24 protein-coding genes are annotated in these 23144 nt (G+C 46.5%); 7 read left to right on the forward strand and 17 right to left on the reverse strand.

Translation table 11 applies throughout. The features are described from left to right. Positions 1–80: 80 nt before the first annotated feature. The 6 genes from SB752_RS17830 to SB752_RS17855 form a co-directional block, all read right to left on the reverse strand. The gene (locus SB752_RS17830) at positions 81–284 is read right to left on the reverse strand and encodes a hypothetical protein (RefSeq protein ID WP_235615666.1); all 204 of its coding nucleotides are present in this window, start codon (positions 282–284) and stop codon (positions 81–83) included. Between the two features lie 59 nt (positions 285–343). After that, positions 344–1024 (reverse strand): metallophosphoesterase family protein, encoded by a 681-nt coding sequence (locus SB752_RS17835; RefSeq protein ID WP_410716954.1) that lies wholly within the window; start codon positions 1022–1024, stop codon positions 344–346. Positions 1025–1082: 58 nt separating this feature from the next. Continuing rightward, a complete protein-coding gene (locus SB752_RS17840) occupies positions 1083–1745 on the reverse strand; it encodes a nitroreductase family protein (protein WP_410716955.1) in 663 nt (220 codons plus the stop codon). A 180-nt stretch (positions 1746–1925) separates the two neighbouring features. After that, positions 1926–2252, reverse strand: coding sequence for a hypothetical protein (locus SB752_RS17845; RefSeq protein ID WP_410716956.1), 327 nt, complete (start codon positions 2250–2252; stop codon positions 1926–1928). A gap of 26 nt (positions 2253–2278) precedes the next feature. Then, complete coding sequence (gene parC, locus SB752_RS17850; RefSeq protein WP_410716957.1) at positions 2279–4813, reverse strand: DNA topoisomerase IV subunit A; 2535 nt, start codon at positions 4811–4813, stop codon at positions 2279–2281. 2 nt (positions 4814–4815) lie between these two features. Next, a complete protein-coding gene (locus SB752_RS17855) occupies positions 4816–6786 on the reverse strand; it encodes a DNA gyrase/topoisomerase IV subunit B (protein WP_410716958.1) in 1971 nt (656 codons plus the stop codon). A gap of 431 nt (positions 6787–7217) precedes the next feature. Between SB752_RS17855 and SB752_RS17860 the strand changes: the two genes are divergently transcribed. Then, positions 7218–7595 carry a YflT domain-containing protein gene (locus SB752_RS17860; RefSeq protein ID WP_410716959.1) on the forward strand — a complete coding sequence of 126 codons (378 nt, stop codon included), beginning with the start codon at positions 7218–7220 and terminating at the stop codon, positions 7593–7595. Positions 7596–7668: 73 nt separating this feature from the next. Here the strand turns inward: SB752_RS17860 and SB752_RS17865 are convergent, their stop codons facing one another. From SB752_RS17865 to SB752_RS17905, 9 genes are all read right to left on the reverse strand, one after another. Then, positions 7669–7974, reverse strand: coding sequence for a DUF1292 domain-containing protein (locus tag SB752_RS17865; RefSeq protein ID WP_410716960.1), 306 nt, complete (start codon positions 7972–7974; stop codon positions 7669–7671). Between the two features lie 83 nt (positions 7975–8057). Beyond that, the gene (locus SB752_RS17870) at positions 8058–9488 is read right to left on the reverse strand and encodes a PAS domain S-box protein (protein WP_410716961.1); all 1431 of its coding nucleotides are present in this window, start codon (positions 9486–9488) and stop codon (positions 8058–8060) included. A gap of 189 nt (positions 9489–9677) precedes the next feature. Continuing rightward, the gene (locus SB752_RS17875) at positions 9678–9881 is read right to left on the reverse strand and encodes a hypothetical protein (RefSeq protein ID WP_410716962.1); all 204 of its coding nucleotides are present in this window, start codon (positions 9879–9881) and stop codon (positions 9678–9680) included. Continuing rightward, on the reverse strand, positions 9878–10744 hold the full coding sequence (locus SB752_RS17880) for an ABC transporter permease (RefSeq protein ID WP_410716963.1): 867 nt from the start codon (positions 10742–10744) through the stop codon (positions 9878–9880). Before SB752_RS17880 ends, SB752_RS17875 begins: the two co-directional genes overlap by 4 nt. Beyond that, positions 10744–11673: an ABC transporter ATP-binding protein gene (locus tag SB752_RS17885; protein ID WP_410716964.1), complete on the reverse strand. Its 930-nt coding sequence runs from the start codon at positions 11671–11673 to the stop codon at positions 10744–10746. Before SB752_RS17885 ends, SB752_RS17880 begins: the two co-directional genes overlap by 1 nt. Continuing rightward, a complete protein-coding gene (locus SB752_RS17890) occupies positions 11667–13901 on the reverse strand; it encodes a hypothetical protein (protein ID WP_410716965.1) in 2235 nt (744 codons plus the stop codon). The genes SB752_RS17885 and SB752_RS17890 overlap by 7 nt, the downstream gene beginning before the upstream one ends. Positions 13902–13918: 17 nt before the next feature. After that, positions 13919–14992, reverse strand: coding sequence for a hypothetical protein (locus tag SB752_RS17895; protein WP_410716966.1), 1074 nt, complete (start codon positions 14990–14992; stop codon positions 13919–13921). Further along, on the reverse strand, positions 14989–15552 hold the full coding sequence (locus SB752_RS17900; protein ID WP_103106115.1) for an RNA polymerase sigma factor: 564 nt from the start codon (positions 15550–15552) through the stop codon (positions 14989–14991). Before SB752_RS17900 ends, SB752_RS17895 begins: the two co-directional genes overlap by 4 nt. 151 nt (positions 15553–15703) lie before the next feature. Beyond that, complete coding sequence (locus SB752_RS17905) at positions 15704–16852, reverse strand: trans-sulfuration enzyme family protein (protein WP_410716967.1); 1149 nt, start codon at positions 16850–16852, stop codon at positions 15704–15706. A gap of 334 nt (positions 16853–17186) precedes the next feature. On the opposite strand from SB752_RS17905, the gene SB752_RS17910 reads away from it, so the two are divergent. Further along, positions 17187–17891, forward strand: coding sequence for a peptidylprolyl isomerase (locus tag SB752_RS17910; protein WP_410716968.1), 705 nt, complete (start codon positions 17187–17189; stop codon positions 17889–17891). Positions 17892–18160: 269 nt separating this feature from the next. Further along, positions 18161–18784 carry a cell wall hydrolase gene (locus SB752_RS17915; protein ID WP_410716969.1) on the forward strand — a complete coding sequence of 208 codons (624 nt, stop codon included), beginning with the start codon at positions 18161–18163 and terminating at the stop codon, positions 18782–18784. Between the two features lie 292 nt (positions 18785–19076). On the opposite strand, the gene SB752_RS17920 is transcribed toward SB752_RS17915, so the two are convergent. Next, positions 19077–19841 (reverse strand): SDR family NAD(P)-dependent oxidoreductase, encoded by a 765-nt coding sequence (locus SB752_RS17920; protein ID WP_410716970.1) that lies wholly within the window; start codon positions 19839–19841, stop codon positions 19077–19079. Positions 19842–19941: 100 nt separating this feature from the next. Between SB752_RS17920 and SB752_RS17925 the strand changes: the two genes are divergently transcribed. Further along, positions 19942–20250: a YfhH family protein gene (locus SB752_RS17925; protein WP_410716971.1), complete on the forward strand. Its 309-nt coding sequence runs from the start codon at positions 19942–19944 to the stop codon at positions 20248–20250. 68 nt (positions 20251–20318) lie between these two features. On the opposite strand, the gene SB752_RS17930 is transcribed toward SB752_RS17925, so the two are convergent. After that, positions 20319–20645 carry an iron-sulfur cluster biosynthesis family protein gene (locus SB752_RS17930; protein ID WP_410716972.1) on the reverse strand — a complete coding sequence of 109 codons (327 nt, stop codon included), beginning with the start codon at positions 20643–20645 and terminating at the stop codon, positions 20319–20321. Between the two features lie 101 nt (positions 20646–20746). Between SB752_RS17930 and SB752_RS17935 the strand changes: the two genes are divergently transcribed. The 3 genes from SB752_RS17935 to SB752_RS17945 all read left to right on the forward strand — a co-directional run bounded on the left by SB752_RS17935 (position 20747) and on the right by SB752_RS17945 (position 23143). Next, complete coding sequence (locus SB752_RS17935; RefSeq protein WP_162839535.1) at positions 20747–20887, forward strand: hypothetical protein; 141 nt, start codon at positions 20747–20749, stop codon at positions 20885–20887. Between the two features lie 209 nt (positions 20888–21096). Continuing rightward, positions 21097–22152: a DUF2515 family protein gene (locus SB752_RS17940; RefSeq protein WP_410716973.1), complete on the forward strand. Its 1056-nt coding sequence runs from the start codon at positions 21097–21099 to the stop codon at positions 22150–22152. Between the two features lie 19 nt (positions 22153–22171). Then, on the forward strand, positions 22172–23143 hold the full coding sequence (locus SB752_RS17945) for a hypothetical protein (protein WP_410716974.1): 972 nt from the start codon (positions 22172–22174) through the stop codon (positions 23141–23143). The last annotated feature ends 1 nt before the right edge of the window (position 23144 follow it).

Raw genomic sequence — 23144 nt, forward strand, 5'->3', positions numbered from 1 at the left:
AATAATACTTTAGCACATGATAGCAAATGTGTAAACAAAAGAAAGCGCAGCCCCATTATGATCAGGCTGCGTTTCTCATCTCAAACATTTAGATTACCCATCTCAATATCGGCAGAAAAATGGGCGATCGCAGCATCAAAGACTTCGCTCTCGGACTCGGCAGAAATCTTGAACATCGTCACCACTTTATTGCCGCTCCGCACTTGTACATTATATTGCGAGTCACCATCGTACGTAGTGGCAAAATTGTATTCCCTGCCGTTCACATTCATGTTTCGTTCCACAGTGATCACACCTCCCACTGTAGTGTGACCCAAGCCTTTTCCATTCATCCATAAAGCGGTTATTCAACCGAATAAACTTTTTGACTAGGCAGCTCCAGGCAGTTCAGACGACCGCCAAAGACCGCTCCGCCATCGATCCCGATAATTTTGTTTTCACCAAAATAGACATCATGCTTCCCGTGCAAATTATCGGTCGGGGTATGCCCGAAAACGACCGTTTTTTCTCCGCAATAGCCTTTATGAAATTCTTCCCGAATCCACATGAGCAAGTACGGGTCTGTTTCAGCAAGCACGGTCGTCGGATGAACACCGCCGTGAACAAATATGTAGTCCTCTGTTTCATAAAAGCATGGCAGGTCTGCCAAAAAAGCCACATGCTCTTCGATTTTTTCCGTTTTCTCCAAAAACTCGGTGGCACCAGACTCTGTCTTCGCTGCTATGTGATCATAGCTTGCAAGCGTCTGCCCTGCGCCATTCCGAAACCAGCGTTCGATAAACACTGGGTCTTGCTCGAATGATTTCACCATCATATGATCGTGATTGCCCATCAGCACAATCGCTCCGTTATCCTTTAGCTGCTTCACTTTTTCCACTACCCCTTTGGAATCGGGGCCGCGATCTACATAATCCCCAAGCAGAATCAGTTGATCCTCGTCGGGTTTATACTCTGCCTTCAGCAGCAGCGACTCCAGCTTTTCGAGCTCACCGTGAATATCGCTGATTGCCAGTATTCGTTTCATCATCTATCCTTCTTTCCGTTCGATATATGCGCAGCTTCATCGATCGCCGTCTGCTGTGTTACTTTCCAGATACAGGGGCGGGCATTTCATTCCAAAAAGTAATGTCCTCTACATCCAATCGCACAGTAGGATGCCCAGGCTGAGCTGCTTTTCCTAGCGCAATCAGCATAATGGTTTCATAGCGATCTGAGATATTGAATGCTTCTTTGAATTTGGCAGGATTATATCCACCCATCGGCACCGTGTCATACCCTCTAGCCTTGGCAACAAGCATAAATTGCATCGCAACCAACCCACCATCAACCAAGGCGATTTGCTTAATCACTTCACGCTCTCTATTGCTGTAGCGTGAGTTTATGTTTTGGATAAGAGAGCTCTTCACTTCCTCGTTCATATATCCTGCATCCACCGCTTTGCTGTAAATGGTTTCAGCCGCTTTGAATCCTTCATAATCTCCAAGGATCGCGATCACAGCAGAGGCAGTCACAACTTGCTGCTGGTTGAATGCGATAGGAAGCAGCTTCTCCTTCCATTCCTGATCATCAATCACCAAAAATCTCCATGGCTGCAGATTGGAGCTGGAAGGCGCCAAGGTCGCTTCTTTCAGCATCTCGGCAATCTCATCCCTCGAAATTTTGACACTTGGATCATAATGACGAACCGAGCGACGCTCAGTGATTACGTCGAGAAAAGCTGCTTTTTGTGTCGTAAGCTGTTCCATTTTCCTCATCCTCCACATGCCTGTCTAAATTCTGTTCATAAAAAATGGTTTGTCCAAACTGTAACACGATTTCGTTTTGTCGATCAACTTTCTTTGTCCTTATGCAAAAAAATCGCCCCAGAAAAGCAGGTTCTCTAAATGAGAGCACCTTACATCCTGGAGCGATTCCATTCTCATTATTTATACGGCTGAAAACAATGACCAGTCTGCTGGCTGTCTTATCGTATCGCCTGTAGGCATTTTGACTACTAGCGTACCGTGCCCGGACTGTTCGCCTTCATCCCAGCTAAGATCAAACGATTTACGGGTAAAGGCATCTTGCTCATCGAGACAGCTGAGCATGGCGGTCAGCGTCTCTGCCGTGATCGGTACGGCAACGCTTGCTCCCCCCTGCTGCGGAAGTGAGAGCAGCTTGGGCGCTTCTTCAAAATACTGTACAGTCTCAAGCAACAAAGATACCTGTTGCCAGCTCAACGGCGAAATAAAAGACTCGAACGTAGTTGCCATCTACACATCATTCCTTCTCAGCCAGTTTACTCATCAAAAAGAGTACCTTGTGAGTCTGGCGTTTTCTGTGATGAGCCTCCTTGGGATGCTCCCTCTCCCGATGCTTTTGCAGGACCGTGATCTTTTAATTCTTCCGTAGGCAAAACGGTTTCAAATGCGATAGCTTTCAAGCCGCCTTCGACTACTGTTCGACCAATGCCGCCCTGTTCATTCACAATGACTTGGCTCGTATCGATCAGACTCCATTCACTTTGCTCAGTCCATGCATACATCGTCTCATCTATGCTGATCGCAAGCAGCTGGTGCGGATTGCTCTTTCTTTTCCGGATCAACGTCACACCTTTGCCTGCACGGCCCTGTAGCGGAATATCAGTAATGGCTGTCCGTTTCAAGACACCATCTGTTGTTACCAAGCTGAATGCCCGGCTATCGTCTTCTTCGATTGGCAGCATCGTAATGACTTCATCCCCTGCAGCCAGTGTAATGGCCTTCACCCCGCTAGAGGCACGGCCTGTTGTGCTAATCTCACTACGCATAAAGCGGATGCCCATGCCATCTTTTGTTGCCCCGAGAATACCGCCTGTCTCATTAGCGACAAATACATGGACAAACTCGTCTCCATCCGATTTCAGCTTGGCAGCGACCACGGCACTCGAACGCTTCGTTTCGTATTCAGCAAGTGCTGTCTTTTTGACCAGACCGCTTTTGCTGACGTGATACACATACAGCTCCTGCTTGAAGCTCTCGACGATGGTAAATCCAACGATTCGCTGCTGCTTCTCCAGAGGAATCACGTTGACGAGAGCAGAACCAATGTCCTTCCACTTGTCATCTGGGAAAGCATTAACGAGTGTAGCGAAATACTTTCCATCCTGTGTAAAGAAGAGGGCTGTATGGGACGTATTCGTTTCTACGAAGTGACGTACACGATCCCCCTCCTTTACCCCACAGGTCTCAAGCGTGCCGCCCACTGATTTGAACGAACGAGGACTTGTCCGCTTGACGTACCCTTCATTGGTAAGAGTCACGATGCAATCTTCCGCATTAATTTGCATCGCGATATCAATCTTGATTTCCTCGATCTCTCCCTGAATTTCCGTCAGGCGCTCCTCGGCATACTTTTTCTTGATCTCGTTCAGCTCACCGGTAATGACCTGGATCAGCTTTTTCTCGCTACCCAGAATCGCCTTGAGCTCCTCGATTTCTTTTGCCAGCGTCGCCAATTCCTTCTCCAGCTTGACAATATCCAGACGCGTCAACGACGCCAGCTGAATGTTCAGGATTGCATCAGCCTGCGCCTCCGTAAAGCCGTACTTCTCCATGATGTTTCGCTTGGCGTCTGCACGATCCTCGGAATCCATAATCGTATCTACAATTTCCCTCAGGATCGATTTCGCTCGGATCAAGCCTTGGACGATATGCTCGCGATTCTGTTTTTTGTTCAGATCGTACTGGGATCGATTCGTAACAACTTCCTTTTGGTGATCGATGTACGCCGCAAGCAGAGCCTTGAGTCCCATCTGGCGGATGGTTCCCTCGTGAATCACGTTCATATTGTAGTTGTAATAGATTTGCAGATCGGTATTTTTGTACAAGTAATTGAGAATCGCTTTTTCATCGGCTTCCTTGCGAATATCGACCACGATGCGTACCTTTTTGAGCTCGGCTTCTTTACGTCCAGTTTCATCCCGGACAGCGAGAGCCCCCTCAATTTTCCGCTCCATCACCAACTCATCAATTTGTGCCACGAGCTTGGATTTGACTACCTCGTAAGGAATTTCGGAGATCACGATTTTCTTTACTTTCGCACCTTTTGGTTCTTCGACATGAGTTTTCCCGCGAATGATGAATTGTCCGCGTCCAGTTTCAAAAGCCTTGCGGATGCCAGATACCCCTTGGACAATCGCACCTGTTGGAAAATCAGGTCCTTTTACATGCTGCATCAGCTCGTCCAGGGTAATACTTGGATTCTTCATCTGTGCCACAGCAGCGTCGATGACTTCTCCTAAATTGTGCGTCGGAATATCCGTGGCAAAACCAACCGCAATCCCTGCAGCACCGTTAACGAGCAGATTCGGAAAGCGTGCAGGCAGAACCGCAGGCTGCATTGCTGAATTATCATAGTTCGGAATAAAGGTGACTGTTTCTTTTTCGATATCGCGCAAAAGCTCATTGGACAGCGCAGACAAGCGTGACTCTGTATAACGCATGGCAGCTGGCGGGTCTGCATCCAAGCTACCAAAGTTTCCGTGACCTTGAATGAGCACCTGACGCATCTTCCACCATTGTGCCATCCGAACCATCGTTTCATAAATGGCTGAGTCTCCGTGCGGATGGTATGTACCCATTACGTATCCAACTGTCTTGGCTGATTTGCGGTATGGCTTGTCATTCGTATTGCCTTCCTGGTACATCGCATACAGAATACGGCGTTGTACAGGCTTGAGACCATCACGCGCATCCGGAATCGCACGGGAGAGGATGACCAGATTGGCATAATCCCCGAAACGCTTGCCCATGATCTCAGCGAAGCTCTGTTTAATAATCTGATTGGACAACATGCTTATTCATCCTCCCCCATTTCAAAGGTGACGTGGCTTTCAATCCACTCGCGTCTTGGAGGAACCTTGTCGCCCATCAATACAGTAACGAGTTTTTCGCAGTGAGCCAGATCTTCCAGCTCTACCTTGATCAGCTTGCGAGTCTCAGGGTCCATCGTCGTCTCCCAGAGCTGATCGGCGTTCATCTCACCCAAGCCTTTATAACGCTGTACCTCTGCACCGCGTCCAACCTTTTTCAAGGCTTGCTCCAGCTCATAGTCTGACCAGCAATAGATGGCTTCTGTCTGCTTGCCCTTGCTCTGCTTTTTCACCTGATAAAGCGGTGGCTGGGCGATATATAAATGACCCGCTGCGATCATAGGTCTCATGTAGCGGAAGAAAAATGTCAACAGCAAGGTTTGGATGTGCGAGCCATCCACGTCCGCATCAGACATGATAATGACTTTGTCAAACGCACAGTTTTCGATGGAAAATTCCTCGCCGATATCGGTTTCAAGCACTTCGAGAATCGTTCTGAACTCCTCGTTGGCCAGCACCTCGGACAGCTTTGCTTTTTCCGTATTCAGGGGTTTGCCGCGCAAGCTGAACAGAGCCTGAAACTCGGAATTTCGCGCTTGCTTAGCCGAACCGCCAGCAGAGTCACCCTCGACTAGGAACAGCTCATTGCGCTTGGAGTCCTTATATTGCGGTGGGGTGAACTTTTCGGAAATGGACTTGCGCTTTTTTGCCGTCTTCCCTTTTTTATCACCACGCAAAGCTTCACGCTGTTTACGGAGCTCCTCGCGAATTTCAGCAGAGCGAAGCGCCTTATCGATCAGCAGCTTGCCTGTCTCCGGGTTTTCCTCCAGGAAAAATCCGAGTTTTTCTGAAACGATCTGCTCCACAATGGCCCGAGCTTCTTCATTCCCCAGCTTATCCTTTGTTTGCGACTCAAACTGGACATCAGCCATTTGCAAGGACAAGACGCCCAGGAAGCCTTCGCGCAAATCATTTCCCGTCAGGTTAGGATCTTTATCCTTCAAGTACCCTTTTTTCCGGGCAAATTCGTTAAATATGCGGGTTGTACCATTGCGGAAGCCCGTTACATGCGTTCCTCCGTCTAGAGTGACAATCGAGTTGACGTAAGAGACGAGCGTTTCTGTATAGCCGTCGTTGTACTGGAAGGCCAGTTCGACATAGACGTTGTCTTTTTCGCCCTCAAAGTAAACAATCGGGTGGAGCGTGTTTTTTCCTTCGTTCAGATAGGACACATACGATTTCAGTCCATCTTCAAAGTAAAACTCTTCCCTTTTTTTCTCAGGGCCACGCTCATCAATCAATACCATTTTCAGCTTTTTCAACAAAAAGGCTGTTTCACGGAAGCGATCACGAATCGTCTCGTAGTCAAAGCGAGCGTTTCCAAAAACCGCTTCGTCAGGTAAAAAACGAACAGTCGTCCCCGTCCGTTTGGTATTTCCGGTAATTTCGAGATCGGTTACGGGCTTGCCTACATGCTCAACGCCCTTCTCGTCTACGATATATTCGAATTTTTGCTTGTGAATTTTGCCCTCGCGGTGGATTTCTACCTCGAGCCATTTGGACAATGCCACAACCACACTGGAGCCTACTCCGTGCAACCCACCACTTTTTTTATAACCTCCGCCACCAAACTTACCGCCGGCATGCAGAGTCGTAAAAATCACTTCGGGAACAGGTCGTCCTGTTTTGTGCATACCAGTCGGAATCCCGCGCCCGTGGTCTTCCACGCTTACGCTGCCATCCTTGTAGAGCGTAACAATGATACTATCGTTTACACCTGCCAGCGCTTCATCCTTTGCGTTGTCCACAATCTCCCACAAAAGATGATGGAGACCTCTGCTGCCGGTGGAGCCTATGTACATTCCTGGACGTTTTCGAACGGCAATCAAGCCTTCCAGGACCTGAATATCCTCTTCCGTATACGTTAATGTATGTAGTGTATCTGTTTCCTTCAATCGCGCTCTCCCCTCTACTGTAAAAGCAACTTCCTTAGAAAAACTTTGGCTGATCGCCGCATGCAGCGAACACTTAATCGCTATTGTACCGTATGGTTCCTATAGTATTCAACGACCATAGCAAAATGGGGTAAAAAAGCCACCTCGCCCCTAGCGAGATGGCCGATTTTTGATAAATTCTCGGTAAACAGACGTCAGTGTTCGTCTATACGGTACAGCATGCTTCACTGGGTCAAGAAGCCAAAAACGAAACGGTCGTCTAGACACAAGTGTTTTTTGGGAATCGTTTCATACAACTACCAGTTCATAGTGTAGCATTTCTGACAAAGAAAGGTCAAAGAGAAAGGACAAGTTTTTCCAATCATCTGTCCAGATTCATAGGGCATCCTAGTAAGGCATCGTCTTCAGAGGCGAAAAAGGGGGAAATCAACTTGATTAGTGCTACCAAGCCGTTTGTAAAGTTCCACCGCTACGATCAGGAGTTGGTCTCCGATATTCAAGCATTAAATTCTTCTGGATACCACAAGGATGATATCTGGGTTTTAAAATGGAACCCCGATAAAAACCACTCCAATCAACGGAACAATTTTTATAAATTCAGTACTCACTTTGAAAGCGCGGTCGGAGACATTGACAGCAAAGCCCATTTTTTTGACAATGGCGGTGAAGAGCTGCGCACCCGTCTTGAAAAGCTGGGTCTGACCAAGGACGAATGTTCTTCTTTGGTCAGAGAATTGCTGGAGACTGATTATACGTGTCTGCTTTGTGTCCGCGACCTCAAAGACAACATCATCAAAATGAACGACTAAATGGATGCAAAAAGCCACTGCACGGTCACAATTTACATTGAGCCTGCAGTGGCTTTTGTTTTTATAAAAGAATTTAGTTATCTTCTTTAATCAGTTCGATGCCTTCCAAAACCTCGTTCAGCTTTGCATAAACAGTACTTTCCTCGTCCTCTTCGAGTGGAACCATTTCTCCACCGTCAACTTGGAATACGAAGATATCTACTTCTTCGTCCAATTCCTCTTCGCTTTCTTCCTCTTCGATTGCTTCGGTCAAGGCAATATATTCTTTACCGTTCAGGTCAAACAGTGCAATCACTTCAAAGTCACCCAACGGTTCACCATTTTCATCATCCAGCGTAATGATATCGCCCAATTCAAGGTCTTTATTTTCTTCTGTCAATGTGTTCACGTCCTTATGCGGTTATTGGCTCTCAATTCCATCATACCGTTTTTTTCCGGTAGAAGCAAACAGGCGAATGAATACTATCCCACAGGTATTCTTACCTCGAATGTCGTGCCTACCCCCTCTTCACTTCTGACACGGATCGTGCCTTCATGTGCAGCAATGATTTTGTAGCTGACCATAAGTCCAAGCCCGGTGCCCTTTTCTTTTGTTGTAAAAAAGGGTTCACCTAGTTTCCCCAAACGATCCTCAGATATTCCACAGCCTTCATCTGCAAAGGCAACAAGCAGCATGCTGCCGTCCATTTTGGCAGTGACCGTGACCTTACCGCCTGTTGGCATCGCCTCAATCGCGTTTTTCAGTAAATTCAGAAAAACTTGCTTTAACTGATTCTCCTCACACGAGACAGGCGGTATATTTTTCTCATACTGCGTTTTGATCTCGACGTTGTACATAATGGCATGGGTTTCTCCCAGCATGACAATATTCTCGAGTAGCTGCTGTATTTCGTGTTTGCGATGAATCATGACCTGTGGTTTAGCCAGAACCAAAAATTCACTAATGATGAACTCGATACGGTTGAGCTCGGAAAGCATGATCCCGTAATACTCTTTATTGTCATGGGTTTGCCTCTGGAGTAGCTGTAGGAAGCCTTTGAGCGAGGTCAGCGGATTGCGTATCTCGTGAGCGACTCCAGCTGCCATCTGGCCCACTATGGAGAGCATCTCCGACTTGCGAACAATCTCTTCAGCTTGCTTGCGTTCTGTCACATCCTGCAGAATTCCGATTACAGCTGCTCTCCCTTTATACATGCTTGTCTTTTGCAATACTTCGACCTCAACCCTGCTTTGGTTTTTGCGCAGCCCACGGAATTGATAGCGGATACTGGAACGATCGCCATTTAGCCGCCCATCCTGATTAGCACGAACTATCGTTCGCTCCTCGGGTATGACCAGATCTGCCGCCGTCATTTGCACCAGCTCTTCCTGACTGTAACCAAAGATTTCAGCAAGTCGTGGATTGACATAAACAAAACCCGGATGCTCTACATAGGCAATATACACACCAACAAGCGTATCTTCTACCAGACTCCGATACAGTTCTTCGGTTTCTTGCAATTGCTGCTCCATTTTTATGCGCCCGGTAATTTCGGTAGACGAGCCGATCACCTCAATAACTATTCCTTCCTTGCTGATCGGGGAAAGAGTCGTTAAAAAAGTCCGCTCCCGAATTCTTGTTTCAAATTCCACGACGTTGCCCATAAAAGCTCTTTCATAATATGGCAGCACCTGAATATCTGCACGGCTAAACAGATTGTCAGTGAGCTTTTTTCCGCTTATCTGCTCGGTTGTCAATCCGAACTCTATCGCCAATGTTCCTTCTGATAACGTAATCACAAAATCACCGGTATGATCTCGAGCCAGTCTAAAGATATGGTTATAGCCATTTTCCACCGCTCTGTGGAGGTCTTTTGTTCCCGGGACTTTCCTATCACTTTCTTGCGTTTGCAAAATTATGCACCTCGTTTTGATCCACAGGATATGGCTCAAAGAATTCACCATAAATCATGCTTTTCCTCTTTTTTGCTGGTACTTTTTGGTGAAAACCGAGTGATACCAGCACAGCTACTGGATAAAAAGACTGGTGGGTCTTTTGCCGCACAAAAAAACAACCTACCAATCTGGCAGGTTGTTCGCTGTTTACTCGCTGTACTCTTGCAGAACGCCTTTTTCCATCAAAAACGCTTCTTCTGCTTGAAGAATCGTGATAATTGCTTCTCGTTTCACGAGCATCCCGGCAGATGCTAAGCGACTTTCAATAAATCGCAGCATTTCTTCAAAATCAATAATTTGTACTTCTTGTTCACTCACGCAAAAACCCCCCTTCTCCTCAACGTCTCTCATTTTACACGAACAGGTCGTTTCTTCCAACTCCACCATGTCCGACGAATCGGTTTTAACAAATAAGCACTCCAAAAAACGAAAATCACAGACAGCGACAAGTAAAAACACGAAAAGAACAGCCATGGTGAAAACGTAATCTGATCAGAGTGAGCAATTGATTCACCCAGAATCCCAAACAAAACAATCACCGGATTAATTCCCGCCAGCATTTGGAGCTGGGATAATTTCCATACGCCGTCATCGGGGAACAGCTCAGGATATGCTTGCTGCAAAGATTCGCCGATGAAGAAAAAGAGCAGTCCCGTTCCAACGACAAAGAAAAAGGCAATTCCATAGGACGTGATTGTGCTGACAGAGGTGCGTTTGATCCAAGTTGAACAAAACAGACCAAGTGAACCTAAAAATAAAACATTGATGGCCAAAAAGAGAATGAGCTTAGCCATTTGCTCAGGTGACACGCTGCCGTAGAGCATTACGATACTATACAAAGGCATAGTGGCGACCAGAAGCAAACAGGAGAACGCCAGTGATGTAATCAGCTTGCTTAAAATGATCGTGCGCGTGGAAAGCTGAGTCGTCAATAAAATTTGGAGCGTTTGCCGCTCCCTTTCCCCGCTGATTGCACCAGCCGTCAGTGCAGGAGCGACGAAGCAAACCATCGCATAGTGAATGCCTGCGGACAAGAGAAACAGGTTGCGGTTCTCCCCTAGTGCAGCAGCCTTCATCGGGTCCATGAGCAAGAACCCGATTGGAATTCCTCCCATAATCAGCAAATAAATAGCCAGAATGCAAACCGTTTTCTTGGAGCGAAATCGCTCTCTCATCTCTTTTACCAGAATGGGGTTAAAAAAGAAGCTATTCATCAGCCACCTACCCCTTCCGTAATAGACAGGAAAACATCCTCTAAATTCGCCTTGGCATCGCCAAAATAAACGACGGCTACCTGGGCTTCGATCAATTCCTGCAGTAAATCTGCTTTTTGCTGCTCCGACCCGGTGAAGTAAAACCGTAATCCGCCCATGTACTCCTCCAGATTGGATACAGACGAATGGTTGCTAAGAATCAAGGCTGCCGTATTTTGATTGTGCAGTGCGCGTAATTGCATAATGCTCATTTCCCTGTCACGATTGCTTACATCGTGAACTGATCCACAAGCGATCAGTCTCCCTTGCTCAATCACGCCAATATCGTCACACAGCTCTGCCAGCTCTGGAAGGATGTGTGAGCTGATTAAAATCGTCTTGCCCATTTCGCGAAGCTGTTTGATAATCTCCCGCAGCTCAATCCGTGCACGCGGATCTAATCCAGAGGCAGGCTCATCCAGAATCAGTACAGCCGGATCATGCACAAGGCAACGTGCAAGCCCTAAGCGTTGCTGCATCCCGCGAGAGAGTGAATCAACAAACGCATCCGCTTTATGAGAGAGATTGACCAGCTCCAGCAAATCCGCTACAAGTGCTCTTCGCTTTGGCGCAGGAATCTTGAACGCCCCCGCATAAAACTCCAAATATTCCACAGCTGTCAAGTTGTCATACACACCGAAGAAATCCGGCATATAGCCAAGTGACTGACGGACACTCACCGGGTCTTTACGTACATTGTATCCACACACATACGCGTCACCATCCGTTTGCTCCAGCAAGGTTGACAAAATGAGCATCGTCGTGGATTTTCCCGCTCCATTGGGGCCAATGAAGCCAAACACCTTACCCTCATCAATCGAGAGATTTAAATCGGTCAAAGCTTGTAAATTTCCATATTGCTTGCTTAAATGAACGGTTTCAATCACCATTTCCGCTCACTCCCCTCTACTTGGAAAAACGGCGTAGGCAATGACAAGCGCGTTGTTCCATCGTTGGAAAAGCGTAGCAGCAGGGATTGCTGTGGTGTCAGCACGTCTTCCAAATCCTTCTCCAGCACCAGTCTGGATGCCCTTTCCACTGGCAGCCATCTTCCACTCTTTTGGTGGAAGTACTCGATTTTGAACGGTCGGAATGGACTGTGATCCAGAGGAACAATCAGCCTTTCCATTTCCATTTGCGCATTGCCTGCTTTTAGCTCAAAGGTAATACTTCCTTTGCCCAATTGCCACAGGTTTGGCCCACTGGAGTCATACTCTCCTACGGTTTCATTGATGTATACACCCAGTAAACCGTACGGGTACGTAACGAGTCCCTGATCATTCGGTTTTAAATAAACGGCTTGATTGACGACGTTCCAGTAATGGGCGCGATGTGGTTCACGCATCGTTAAGAGAGGCAGCTCTTCATCGCTTGTCGCGACGATTCGCACTTGATTCCCTTGTCCATAGGCCATCACGATGTCCTTCAGCCTGTTATGCTGTTCTTCGATTGTTAATGGCACAACTTGCTGCTCTTGTCTGGGCATGAGAAGTGGCTCGAGAAGACTATCGATCTGTTTCTCTTCTCCCTTTTTCATTGCGCCGATTGGTATACGCTGTAATCCAATCTCAATAAAAGTATTGTCATAGGAGAATTTCGTATTATTTTTGATACGTCCCTGCAAACGATCCCGATTCACCTTCAAATCGCTCTCAAATTCTCCGATATCGCGCACAATGCCATATCCGATCGCTTGTTTGGGTGTGAGGTAAGGAAGATTTCGATAGGCTAGAAATTGATCTCTTTCTGCCTGACCCTCTGGTTCGTAATCATTGCGCCCAAGTGTTAACGGAAGCGCGATGATGGGTGCTTTTACCTCTACATCAAACTGATCCTGATCTACTGTCAAAAAGGTAGCCGCCGTTCTGGTCTGTGCTGTGTGTTCGTCCAAAATGCTAATCTCGGAAATGGCGTTACTCGCACTTGTTTTCACAACCAATGGCTTTCCGATCGCAAAAATACCAACTGAAATGAGGACGGCAAGGCCAGGAATCACACCCCACGCCCATGCACTGCGTCCCACTCGTTTCAGCACAAAATAAGTGAGCGGTGCGATCAAAAACACATAACCGCCCCACAAAACTACCATCCACGTCGGAGAAGGGGTCTGCACATCTGGAATCATACGGCTTAATTCAAGGAAAGGACGAGTCATTTGGTCCATGTACGTATTTTGTTCCAATAATTCTTGCGCCCCATGCTTTTGCAGCACGCTTTGCCACAGCTGCAAATTATGCTGCCAGGAAGCCATCGGCTCTGCTGTCACATCGTAATTGACAAACAGCAACATGCCCTTTCCTGCCTTTTGCGATGAAAACAAGGGGACATCCTTGTTATAGACCGGAATGGAGCCAACAGGAGCAAGCTTGTCACCAGTGTAGGGACGTAAGCCTTCGGATAGCGCAATCGTGCCTCCAACTCCAGGGGCTACCGAAAAGACATCTGCAAATTTTTGAATAATACCATCTTGTCCGGGTCCAGCTGACAAAATGACAATCCCGCCCATTTGCACCCATTCCTTGATAGCCACGACCTGTTGATCATTTAAGAGAGCAGCTTGCTTCCCCCCGAGTGCCAGCACATCCAGATTACGATAAATCCAGGCTTGATCTGGCAGCATCTCAGGCGCCAAATTTTGCACCGTCATCGGTCTGGACATATTGAATTGGGATTGGTTAATGGCTAGAAAATGAAACGCATTGCCGCCTTCGTGCACGACCCCAACGGTTCGTCCGTCTTTTGGGTAAGGCAGTCGCAGCTTCTCACTTTGGACGACCTGCCCATTTTTTGTCAGCAAAATATTCCACTCATCGAGCATGACTTGAACAGGCATGTCAAAAACGATTTTCTTACTCTGTCCTTTTTCAATCACGACAGGCTGACGCAGGGCTGGCTGGTAAGAATTTTTCTTGGCCCTCCCTTTTGACAGCTCAACAAATCCATGAAACGCCTCTTCCTTGCTCGTCACGTTAACTTCCAGTCGCATCCATGAGTCATACTTAATGATTCCGCTCAATGGTACGTTTACTTCTACCTCTATGTTGCCCTCCGCTTTTACCTGCTGAACAGAAACGCTCAGCCAAACCATCAGGAGGACCAACATCCATTTCCATCTCATGTTTGTTCCTCCGCTCGTTATCGTGACGCCAGTGAGATAACCAGCGCTTTTGGTTGCTCTTCATGCGATATGAGCAGCAATTGCTTGCCTTTTGCTGACCAGTTAGCTCGAATCAGCCTATCGGAAGATCTATTAAACAAGGTGACTTCACTTGTCGCGACAGGTTGTACATCCACAATGCTTTCGACTAGCTTTCCTTCGATGTTTGTGTAGGTCAACCGTGCATCCCCGCTCCAGGAAGGCCATTCACCTTTACCCAGAATCGTTATTTTACCTGTCCTCATTTCCATAATTCGGATTTCCCCTTCATCCACAAACGCCAGAAAACGACCGTCTGGTGACCATTCAGGCTGCGAGCCTTCCGCAATTTTCCACTCCTGGAACGAAACCGTGCTGCTCACCCAAATCTCCTGAACGCCATTTTTCGTACGGGAATAGGCGATCGAATCGTCATTTTGTGACCAGCTAGGAGCCTGGTACAAAACGCCATCTTCTTCTTTTAACAGACGGCTGCTTCCCATACTGTAGGTAGTTGGCAGATCAACGATCCAAAGTCTGGACAACTGATCTTGTTGTTCGACAACCGCGATCTGTGTTCCATGATTTCCCCAAGAGACAGATAGGTATTTACCTTCTGTTGGTGGCAATTTGACTGAAAGTGGCTTTTGATCACTATTTATAGGAAGGGTACGCAGTAAAGCCGATTGGGAAATGTATGCAATTTGGGTACCGGCAGGGTCCATATCTACTTGTTCCGCGCTTGATTGAGCTGGTAGGGAGAGGAGCTTTGGTTCACTTACAGAAATCGCATCTTTTGTCCACCATGCATAGCTGCCAAAAGCAAGCGCCACTACCAAAGAAACAACGCCAGCTTGCATGAGCTTCCTTCTTCGTTTTGACACGATTACATCCGGTAATTTTTTCTTTTGAACCTCTAGCTCTCTCATCCGTTGCAACAATTGCTTCTTCAATTCCGATTTCAATTGATAATTAACGGGAACGGAACGCCGCAACTGTTTTAAATGGGTTAGGAGCATGGGAACTGTCTGATCCTCGTCATAACCCCGGGGGTTTTGATTCTCCTCTCTCATTCGGAGTCCCCCCTTTCGTACATTTTCTGCAGTTTTTGCAAGCCGCGGTATGAGATCATTTTTATACTTGACTCTGTCTTGTCCAGGACTTCCGCCACCTGACTGATTTTGAGATCGGCAAAATAGCGGAGCATTAACACGTCTTTTTGATCCTGCGACAGCAAGTCGAGCCGGTCACGAAGCAAACGAATTTCTTCATTCGTCAATGCCTGCCGCTCCGGCTGCCAGGTATCATCCGGTTCTGCCCCCAGAAATTCCTCCTGATCTACTGGGATCTCCCTGTTTTTCCGCATAAAATCCACATAGGCATTATGTGCAATACGGAAAATCCAGGAAGCAAACGGACTGGTTCTGCTATATTGTTCAAATTTTTCCAGCGCTTTTAAAAAAACCACCGTCGTCAAATCGTCTGCGTCCCATGAATTTTGAACGCGGCAACGCAAATAACGGTTAACCCGATCAAAATATTCGTCATACAGTTCAGTAAACGGACGAGATTCGTAATAACCCTCATTCGATTGGACCGATGGTTGCGCGGAGCGGTTCATTGCCATCCCCATGTACGGTTTCCTCGGTTTCTTCCAGTCTTAAAGAAGCACAACTCATCATGAAAAGTCGTGCAAATCGTTCAGACATAGTATTTCTACTCTAACTTCGTATTACGTTTGGACTCGGAAGAAAGTAACAGAATTTAGGGTAAATTTTTTTGAATTATTTTTGTAAGGCCCGGTTTAGCTCCCGAATGATGTCTTCGGCAGCTTCAATCCCAACAGATAAACGAACAAGCCCCATCGTAATTCCCGTTGCCTGTCGCTGCTCTTCTGTAAAAGCGCGATGCGAGGTCGTCACAGGATGGGATACACTGGTCTCTACTCCAGCTAGCGACGGAGCAAATTTGATCCAGTCCAAGGCGCGATAAAAATCATATATTTTATTTTCGTCAGCTAACGTGAAAGAGACCATCGCTCCTTGTTTTTGGCGATGAAAAAACGCAGTCGATTCTTTGCTTGGGTAATAGACGTGCTTGATGGCAGGGTGCTCTTGCAAAAAAGACGCGACTTCGCTCGCATTGTCACATTGACGTTCCATTCTCAGCGCAAGTGTCTTGAGTCCTCGGGCTGTCAACCAGGCTTCGAAGGGACTAAGTGAGGTGCCATAGTTTACGACAATTTCCCGCGCTCTTGCAATCCGTTCACGTTCCCCGACCAATACCCCTGATGTGACATCGCTATGACCGCCTATGTACTTTGTAGCACTGTGAACGACCAGATGAGCTCCTAACGCATATGGCTGTACCAAATAAGGAGTTGCAAACGTATTGTCTACCATCACTGTTAATCCATGCTGTTTTGCCTGCTCGATCCAGAACGGCATGTCAACGACTGTAAGCAAAGGATTCGTAATTGTTTCCAGAAAAAAGAGCTTGGTTTGAGGACGTACGTGACCAGCAAGGGATGACTCTTCATTTAAGTTGATGCACGTAAGCTCGATTCCAAACCGGGAAAGCTCCTTGGATAAAAGCGCATAGGTACCTCCGTAAATTTCATGGGACGCCAAGACGTGATCACCTGGTCCCAGAACGGACAGAAGTCCTGCCAGGATTGCCCCCATGCCCGATGCTGCACTAACACCTGCCTCTGCCTGCTCAAGAGACGCGATTGCATCGGAAAGCTCTGCCTGATTGGGATTTCCGTTTCGCGTATACAGATACTCGCCTTCACCCGTGTAAAATTGCTCGACTTCCTCCAGGCCTTCAAAGGCAAATACAGAGGTTTGGTAGATGGGGGTTGACTTGGCTTTAACTTGACGCAAAGGTTCATGTCCAATATGTACCGTTTTGGTTTCAAAACGCTCTTTCATTTATAGTCCCCCTCATGATCAAGTATATAGCAGAGTCACACAATTTTTTCCAGTTTCAAAAAACAAAAGTGAACATCATCATGTATTCGAGCAAGCCCTGCTCGCCTGCTTCCATCATATCATGAGTATGGGAAAAGCAGCCATGTGATTGAATTAGCGAAAACGCTTTCACACTAGTAATTTATACCTATTTTGATACACAAGCAGCTTTTTTCTTTTCAGGATTTGTTCGGTTCTACAACTTTTACACATGCTTGCCAAAGTTTGACCACACGCATCTTTTTATTATAATGTGATGTGGGGCGTAAAACGAGCATATGAAGGGATGATTAAAATGAAACGTACGCTACTAGCTGTAAGTTCGATTCTACTTTCGATAAGCCTACTTGTGGGGTGTAGCAACTCCACCACACCTACATCACCTGAGTCTCCTGAAGCACAACCGACTCAGCCACAAAAGCCAGCAGATAATACACCAGCGCAGCCGCCTGGTCCAACTGGCGCGAAGAAGTATGACAAAGCTCCAACTATGCAGATCGACAAAGCAAAGACGTATCAGGCAAAAATCTCTACGACAATGGGAGATATTACGGTTGATCTGTTTGCCAAAGACGCTCCTATCGCCGTAAACAATTTTGTTTTCCTCGCGAAGGACAAGTTCTATGATGGTGTTACGTTCCACCGCGTGATCAAGGATTTCATGATTCAAACAGGCGATCCACTTGGCTCTGGTATCGGCGGTCCTGGGTATACCTTTGAAGATGAACTGAAAAACGGTCACAAGTATGAAGCTGGTGTTGTGGCAATGGCTAACGCAGGAAAAAACACAAACGGCAGCCAATTTTTCATCGGATCAGGTAAGGATGTCGAAGGGCTGGAAAACTCTCCAAATTACACGATCTTCGGAAAAGTAGTAGGCGGTATGGATGTCGTACAAAAAATCGCCGGAACAAAAGTAAAAGCCAACCCACAAACAGGTGAAACAAGCATTCCAGAGCAAACCATTAAAATCAATACAGTAACGATCACGGAGAAATAAACCGGCAGGGGCGTAAACTTGCTGATCTCTCGCAGGTTCATATGAAAAGCCAGTCAAAACGACTGGCTTCTTCTATTTTTAGGCTCCCTCGATAGATTCATATCATTTAATCATGTTGTTATCTGGGCCGAATAGACTCACATTCGCTGTAAATAGTTCCTTGGAACCAATTCCCTCTTGAACCATTCCGATTATCTCGATAGACTTGTCGATGACCCGATTCGCTTCCGCAATCAAAAAGCAAAAAGCGAAAAGGAGTGGTTCCCAACGTGATAACACGTGAAGCGCGATTGCGCTTTTTCTTCTTTATTAACAGTTTTGGTTTGCTGCTATTATGCCTCTTAGTAACTCCAACAAGCGCTTCAGCCCCTCACTTTAATCAAGCTTTACCTGCTCCAGTAGGCCCCTCAACGCCCAAGGAACAACTAGCAAAGAAGCAAGCAAAACCAACTACTCCCGTCACTACAGGAAAACGCGATTCCATTTCGACAAGTCGAGACGATCGACCGAAAGTCACTCGCAATGGAAAAGTGAAAGTATCGGACAGGGATATGGAACTGCTCGCCCGGCTCGTTTATGCGGAAGGCCGGGGAGAACCGTATGAAGGACAAGTAGCCATTGCTGCTGTTGTATTGAATCGGGTAGCTTCTTCTGAATTTCCAAATACGGTAAGAGAGGTTATTTACGCCCCCAACGCATTTTCGCCTCTCAATGACGGCCATCTCTCGCGCACATCTAACGCAAGTACACGCAAAGCAGTTCAGGAAGCCGTAAACGGAAAGGACCCAACGAATGGTTCTTTGTACTTCTTCAATCCGAATACTGCCACTTCCCGTTGGATCTGGTCGAGGGAAAAAACTGTCGTCATTGGTAATCACACATTTGCACGATAAAACAAAAATTTAATAATACTTTATTTTTACTTTATCCGTAATTTACTTTTGACTGTTATTTTTATAGCGTAAGCACTTTTTCAACGCATTGAGAAAACGATCGATATTCAACGTGAATGACTTCTTAAACGTATTCATCCATGGATGTATGCGTTGCTAGATTTTTGGCTTACGTCATTGTTTTGGGTGAGAGCAAAACAATGATGCGAACAGCCGATCGGTATTTTTCTCAATCGCCCCCAAATATTTAGGCATCCCCAACTGGGGATGCCCTTTTTTTATTTCTCACTTGTTAAAATCCGTAGACAGACATGCCACCGTCGACTGCTATCGTTTGGCCCGTTATGTACGCTGCTGCATCGGATGCCAGGAAAACAGCTGGTCCAACCAGGTCATCCACATCACCAATTCGCCCGCTAGGCGTGCGGCTAAGCACCTCTTGCAAAAACGTCTCGTTTGCCAATAGCTCTTCTGTCAATGGCGTACGGAAATACCATGGTGCAATCGCATTCACATTGACCCCGAATTTGCTCCATTCCAGGGAGAGTACACGCGTCATTTGAATCACACCCGCCTTGCTGGATGCGTAAGCCACACCTGTGCGTAGAGCAACCAGACCGGCTACTGATGCCATGTTGACAATCCGTCCATAGCGCTGCTCACACATGATTTTACCTGCAGCTTGGCTCAAAAAGAACGTTGCCTTCATGTTCAGGTCTACAACACGATCCCACTCTTCTTCACTCACTTCATGCGCTTTTTTGCGTATGTTCATTCCTGCATTGTTTATAAGAATATGTAGCCCGCCCAAAGCTTCAAGCGTTTGGGAAACGACTTGGTCAGCAGCTCCTGAAGCAGTCAAATCAGCCTGGATTGGGTGCGCAATGCCGCCTTTTGCTCTAATTTCTTGTACAACTTCCTGCAAGTCACCCTCTGTACGGGCTACGACTGCTATTTCGGCACCTGCTTCGGCGAGGCCAAGTGCAACAGCTTTTCCTATCCCTCTTCCTGCTCCTGTAACAATGGCTTTTTTTCCGGTCAAGTCAAAACGACTCATCTGTTCTTCTCCCCTTTCCTTTCTTTCTAGTGATTCTATATCCATCGCGTTTTCCCTTGTCTTTTGCTACAATGAAGCTGTATGGAAAGGAGGCAATCCCGTGCGCTTGTACAGTCAAATGACGTTAGCTGAGCTCCAAGAAGAAATGGAGCGTTTGCGACTGGAAGCAGAAGCAAAGAAGAAGCTTGGCGACAGTTCTCAGTTTGGCATTATTCAGCAAAAATACTTTATGGCTAAATCGTATTATTTAGGAACAGATGATTACCGAATCGGTGGAAAGTACAGTGTCCCTGAATATGATCAGCCATTTACAATTGATTACTTCAATGGCGTTTTTGCCTGGGGCCGTTTTCCCGATTCGGACGAACAGACTGGTTTTCCGATAGGGATGCTAGAACCATGGTTTTAGTTGAGACGGTTGAGCAGAAAGAATGACCGAGCCATATTTTAAGCCCGGTCTTTTTTCTTTTATTATTTTTACCCCCAACGCTCTTTTAAAGCCAGTCCATAAGCCACAATCTGATGTGGAGAGACGAGGCGGAATCCCTGCTGTGGCCGGTAATCGACGGTCAGCTTCTCAGAACCGATATACTCGATCGTCGCTTTATCGATCAAAAACGTGAGTTTCTCTACGACGACCTCCAGATCATTAACTCCCCTCTCATCCCACCACAAAGCATAATCCACCGTCATACCACATCCACCGACCAATTCACCATTAATTCGTATAAATGTATCCTTATCTTTTGCGTGATTCATAGCGTTTAATTGCCGCAGCGCTTCCTGTGTTACGATAATTTCCACGTAATTCCACCCTTTCTGCTTATCATTTCAGCAAATGGTATGCATCATCTTGATCATGATAGCATACAATGCTTGAAAGGCATCAGAAAGGACGATTTTCTATGAACATATACGAACAGGATGGTATTTTCATCGCAGAAACAGAGTTTCAATCCGAGCATGTGGTCATTTTTGCAAACACTTGGGAAGAGGCCAAAGAAAAACTGATGGTCCGACTTCTCGTTTTAGAAATGATTGGATGAAGCAAGAGCGGGTCATCCTACGGGCCTGCTTTTTTTACGTGTAAGAAAGTTTAAGTGCTTCACCGTATGAAAGCAATCTAGCTTAAACTTTCTGGAACGCATAAAAATCTTCCGCTAAAATGCGGTCGCTCCTCCTTGAGGAGGCCGCGATAGAGATTTTTTTACGCAAATTGGGAACCTGTTGTATTGAAAAAGCAAGGAGCGACAGCATGACTATTGAGCCAATGACCCTACACAAACAAGACTTAATCGCCCATATTCGTCATCAGACAGCCCTCGCCAACCTAAATAACGTGACGCGCACGCAGGCATATCTGGAATTTTATCAGGAGCACAGAGAAATTCATTGGGCTTTGCTGGCACATCTCGTCTCACGCAATGGTGGCTGGAACATGACAGATTTAAAAGGGGAATGGCTTCCGCTGCTGATGGACGAGCATGCGATCCAGCCATTTTTTTGGTTTTTCGAAAGAAGTAATTGGCTTATCTTTCAAGATGCTTACCCACAGCTGCTGCTTTACAAGGAAATGAAACGAACAGGTGCAGACCTGACATCCTTGCTTGGTCCATTGTGTGTATCGATTTTTATGCACAGCTACTGGAAGGAATTTTTAACAAGTCAAGACAGCTCCAGATTGACTCAGGCTCTCATCGTCAATGAGCAGCAATACATTGAGCAGCGGGTTGTCCAAAAGCCTTTTACACTGAATCGCATCTTCTCTACCTTTGCATTTTTCGCGCAATCTGTTCTCTCTCTTAGCCAAGTGCTTTTTCCTTATAAAGCACACCCGACTGACAAACGAATCAGCTTGACTGGGCTAAATGTAGAGCATTTTCCAGAAGTCACTGAACGGATCATGCTAGGAAAAACACTTTACAAGCTTTTATTTGAAGATCCTTTACGCTTAGAGAAAATAGTTGCTTTTGCCACGCGGATTCCTCATACTGGCTCACGAGCAGACTATTGGCCACATCTCTTTACTCCGCGCAAGAACATGCTGTCATTCAATCCTGACTATCAATTGAGAGTAGATGGACAAAATTTGCGAGAGGGCACGTCAAAGCTATACAGTCCCGCCTTGCTCAGTGTATGGGAGAATTTCGATCATGCACCTGCTGATGGAGTCGATTGGTATCGTCATGAAAAGTGGAATAGTATGGTTGGTGAAGAGATCGTTGATATGTCTCCAATGGACAATGATTCGTATGCCCGTTCTCTCCAGTGGATGGAATACGGAGTTAAGTGGGTAACAACCTTAACGTGAGGAAGGTTGTGATGATAGAATGACGTGCGAGAAAAGCGCACTGATTGAGCATGAAAAAGCGTTTCTCTTGTCTTGCTGGCTTACAAGTGGTACGTTTCGACTGGCACCTATACGTGAACAGATTAATCCGTACTTTACCAATCTGGCTTTGCTTGCTCTGATTCCGTTGAACGAATGGGAGCCGATACAAAGCCACATCGAATGGTACTTTCACCATATGGGTCACGATGGCTTCGTCAACGACTACCGCTTGGAAGGACAAACCGAAATTGATACAGGGACAGCAGATAGTGAGGACAGCTACCACGCAACGTTATTCAGCCTTGTCGCGGAATGGATAAGAGCTACTGGAAAGACGGACTGGCTGGCAACCAAGCATGCAGAATTAATCATACTTCTGCATGGAATCGCCAGCCTCCAACAAAAGGACGGATTGACTTGGGCAAAGCACTCCTACCGAGTCAAGTATTTAATGGACAATTGTGAAGTCATGCGCGGTTTGGAGGATGCTGCTTTTTTATTCTCCTGTCTCGGAGATAATCGAAATGCTAACGAGGCCCAGATTCGTGCCAATGCCTGTAAAATGGGGATTCTGAAGATGTATAGCAGGCTTCGCAAATCGTACGCGATGTATGACTTTACACATCCAGGATGGCGAAAATGGTATCCTGATGTAACGTCACAAGCGTTTCCGATTATATACGAAGTCGCAGATCCAGCGATTGCACACATGCTCTATCAACGAATAACAACCGCGTTTCCTCATTTTGACACCTTCCAAACCGGTGACTTATATCCATGGATCGCAATGGGGGAATGTGCTCGCTTAATGGGTGATCATGCGCGGGTAAATGATATGCTCTGGGCGGCCACCAATTTATACATATACGGTAATAGACAGCCTTACTGGCTGATTCATGAGTCGGGAAGGTTTTTGCAATTACTGCTTCATCCCGCAAGTCATACCACGGGTGCTATTCAGATCGAATAGT

Origin of the sequence: Brevibacillus sp. SIMBA_040, from assembly GCF_046535075.1 — a bacterium.
Taxonomy (GTDB): Bacteria; Bacillota; Bacilli; order Brevibacillales; family Brevibacillaceae; genus Brevibacillus.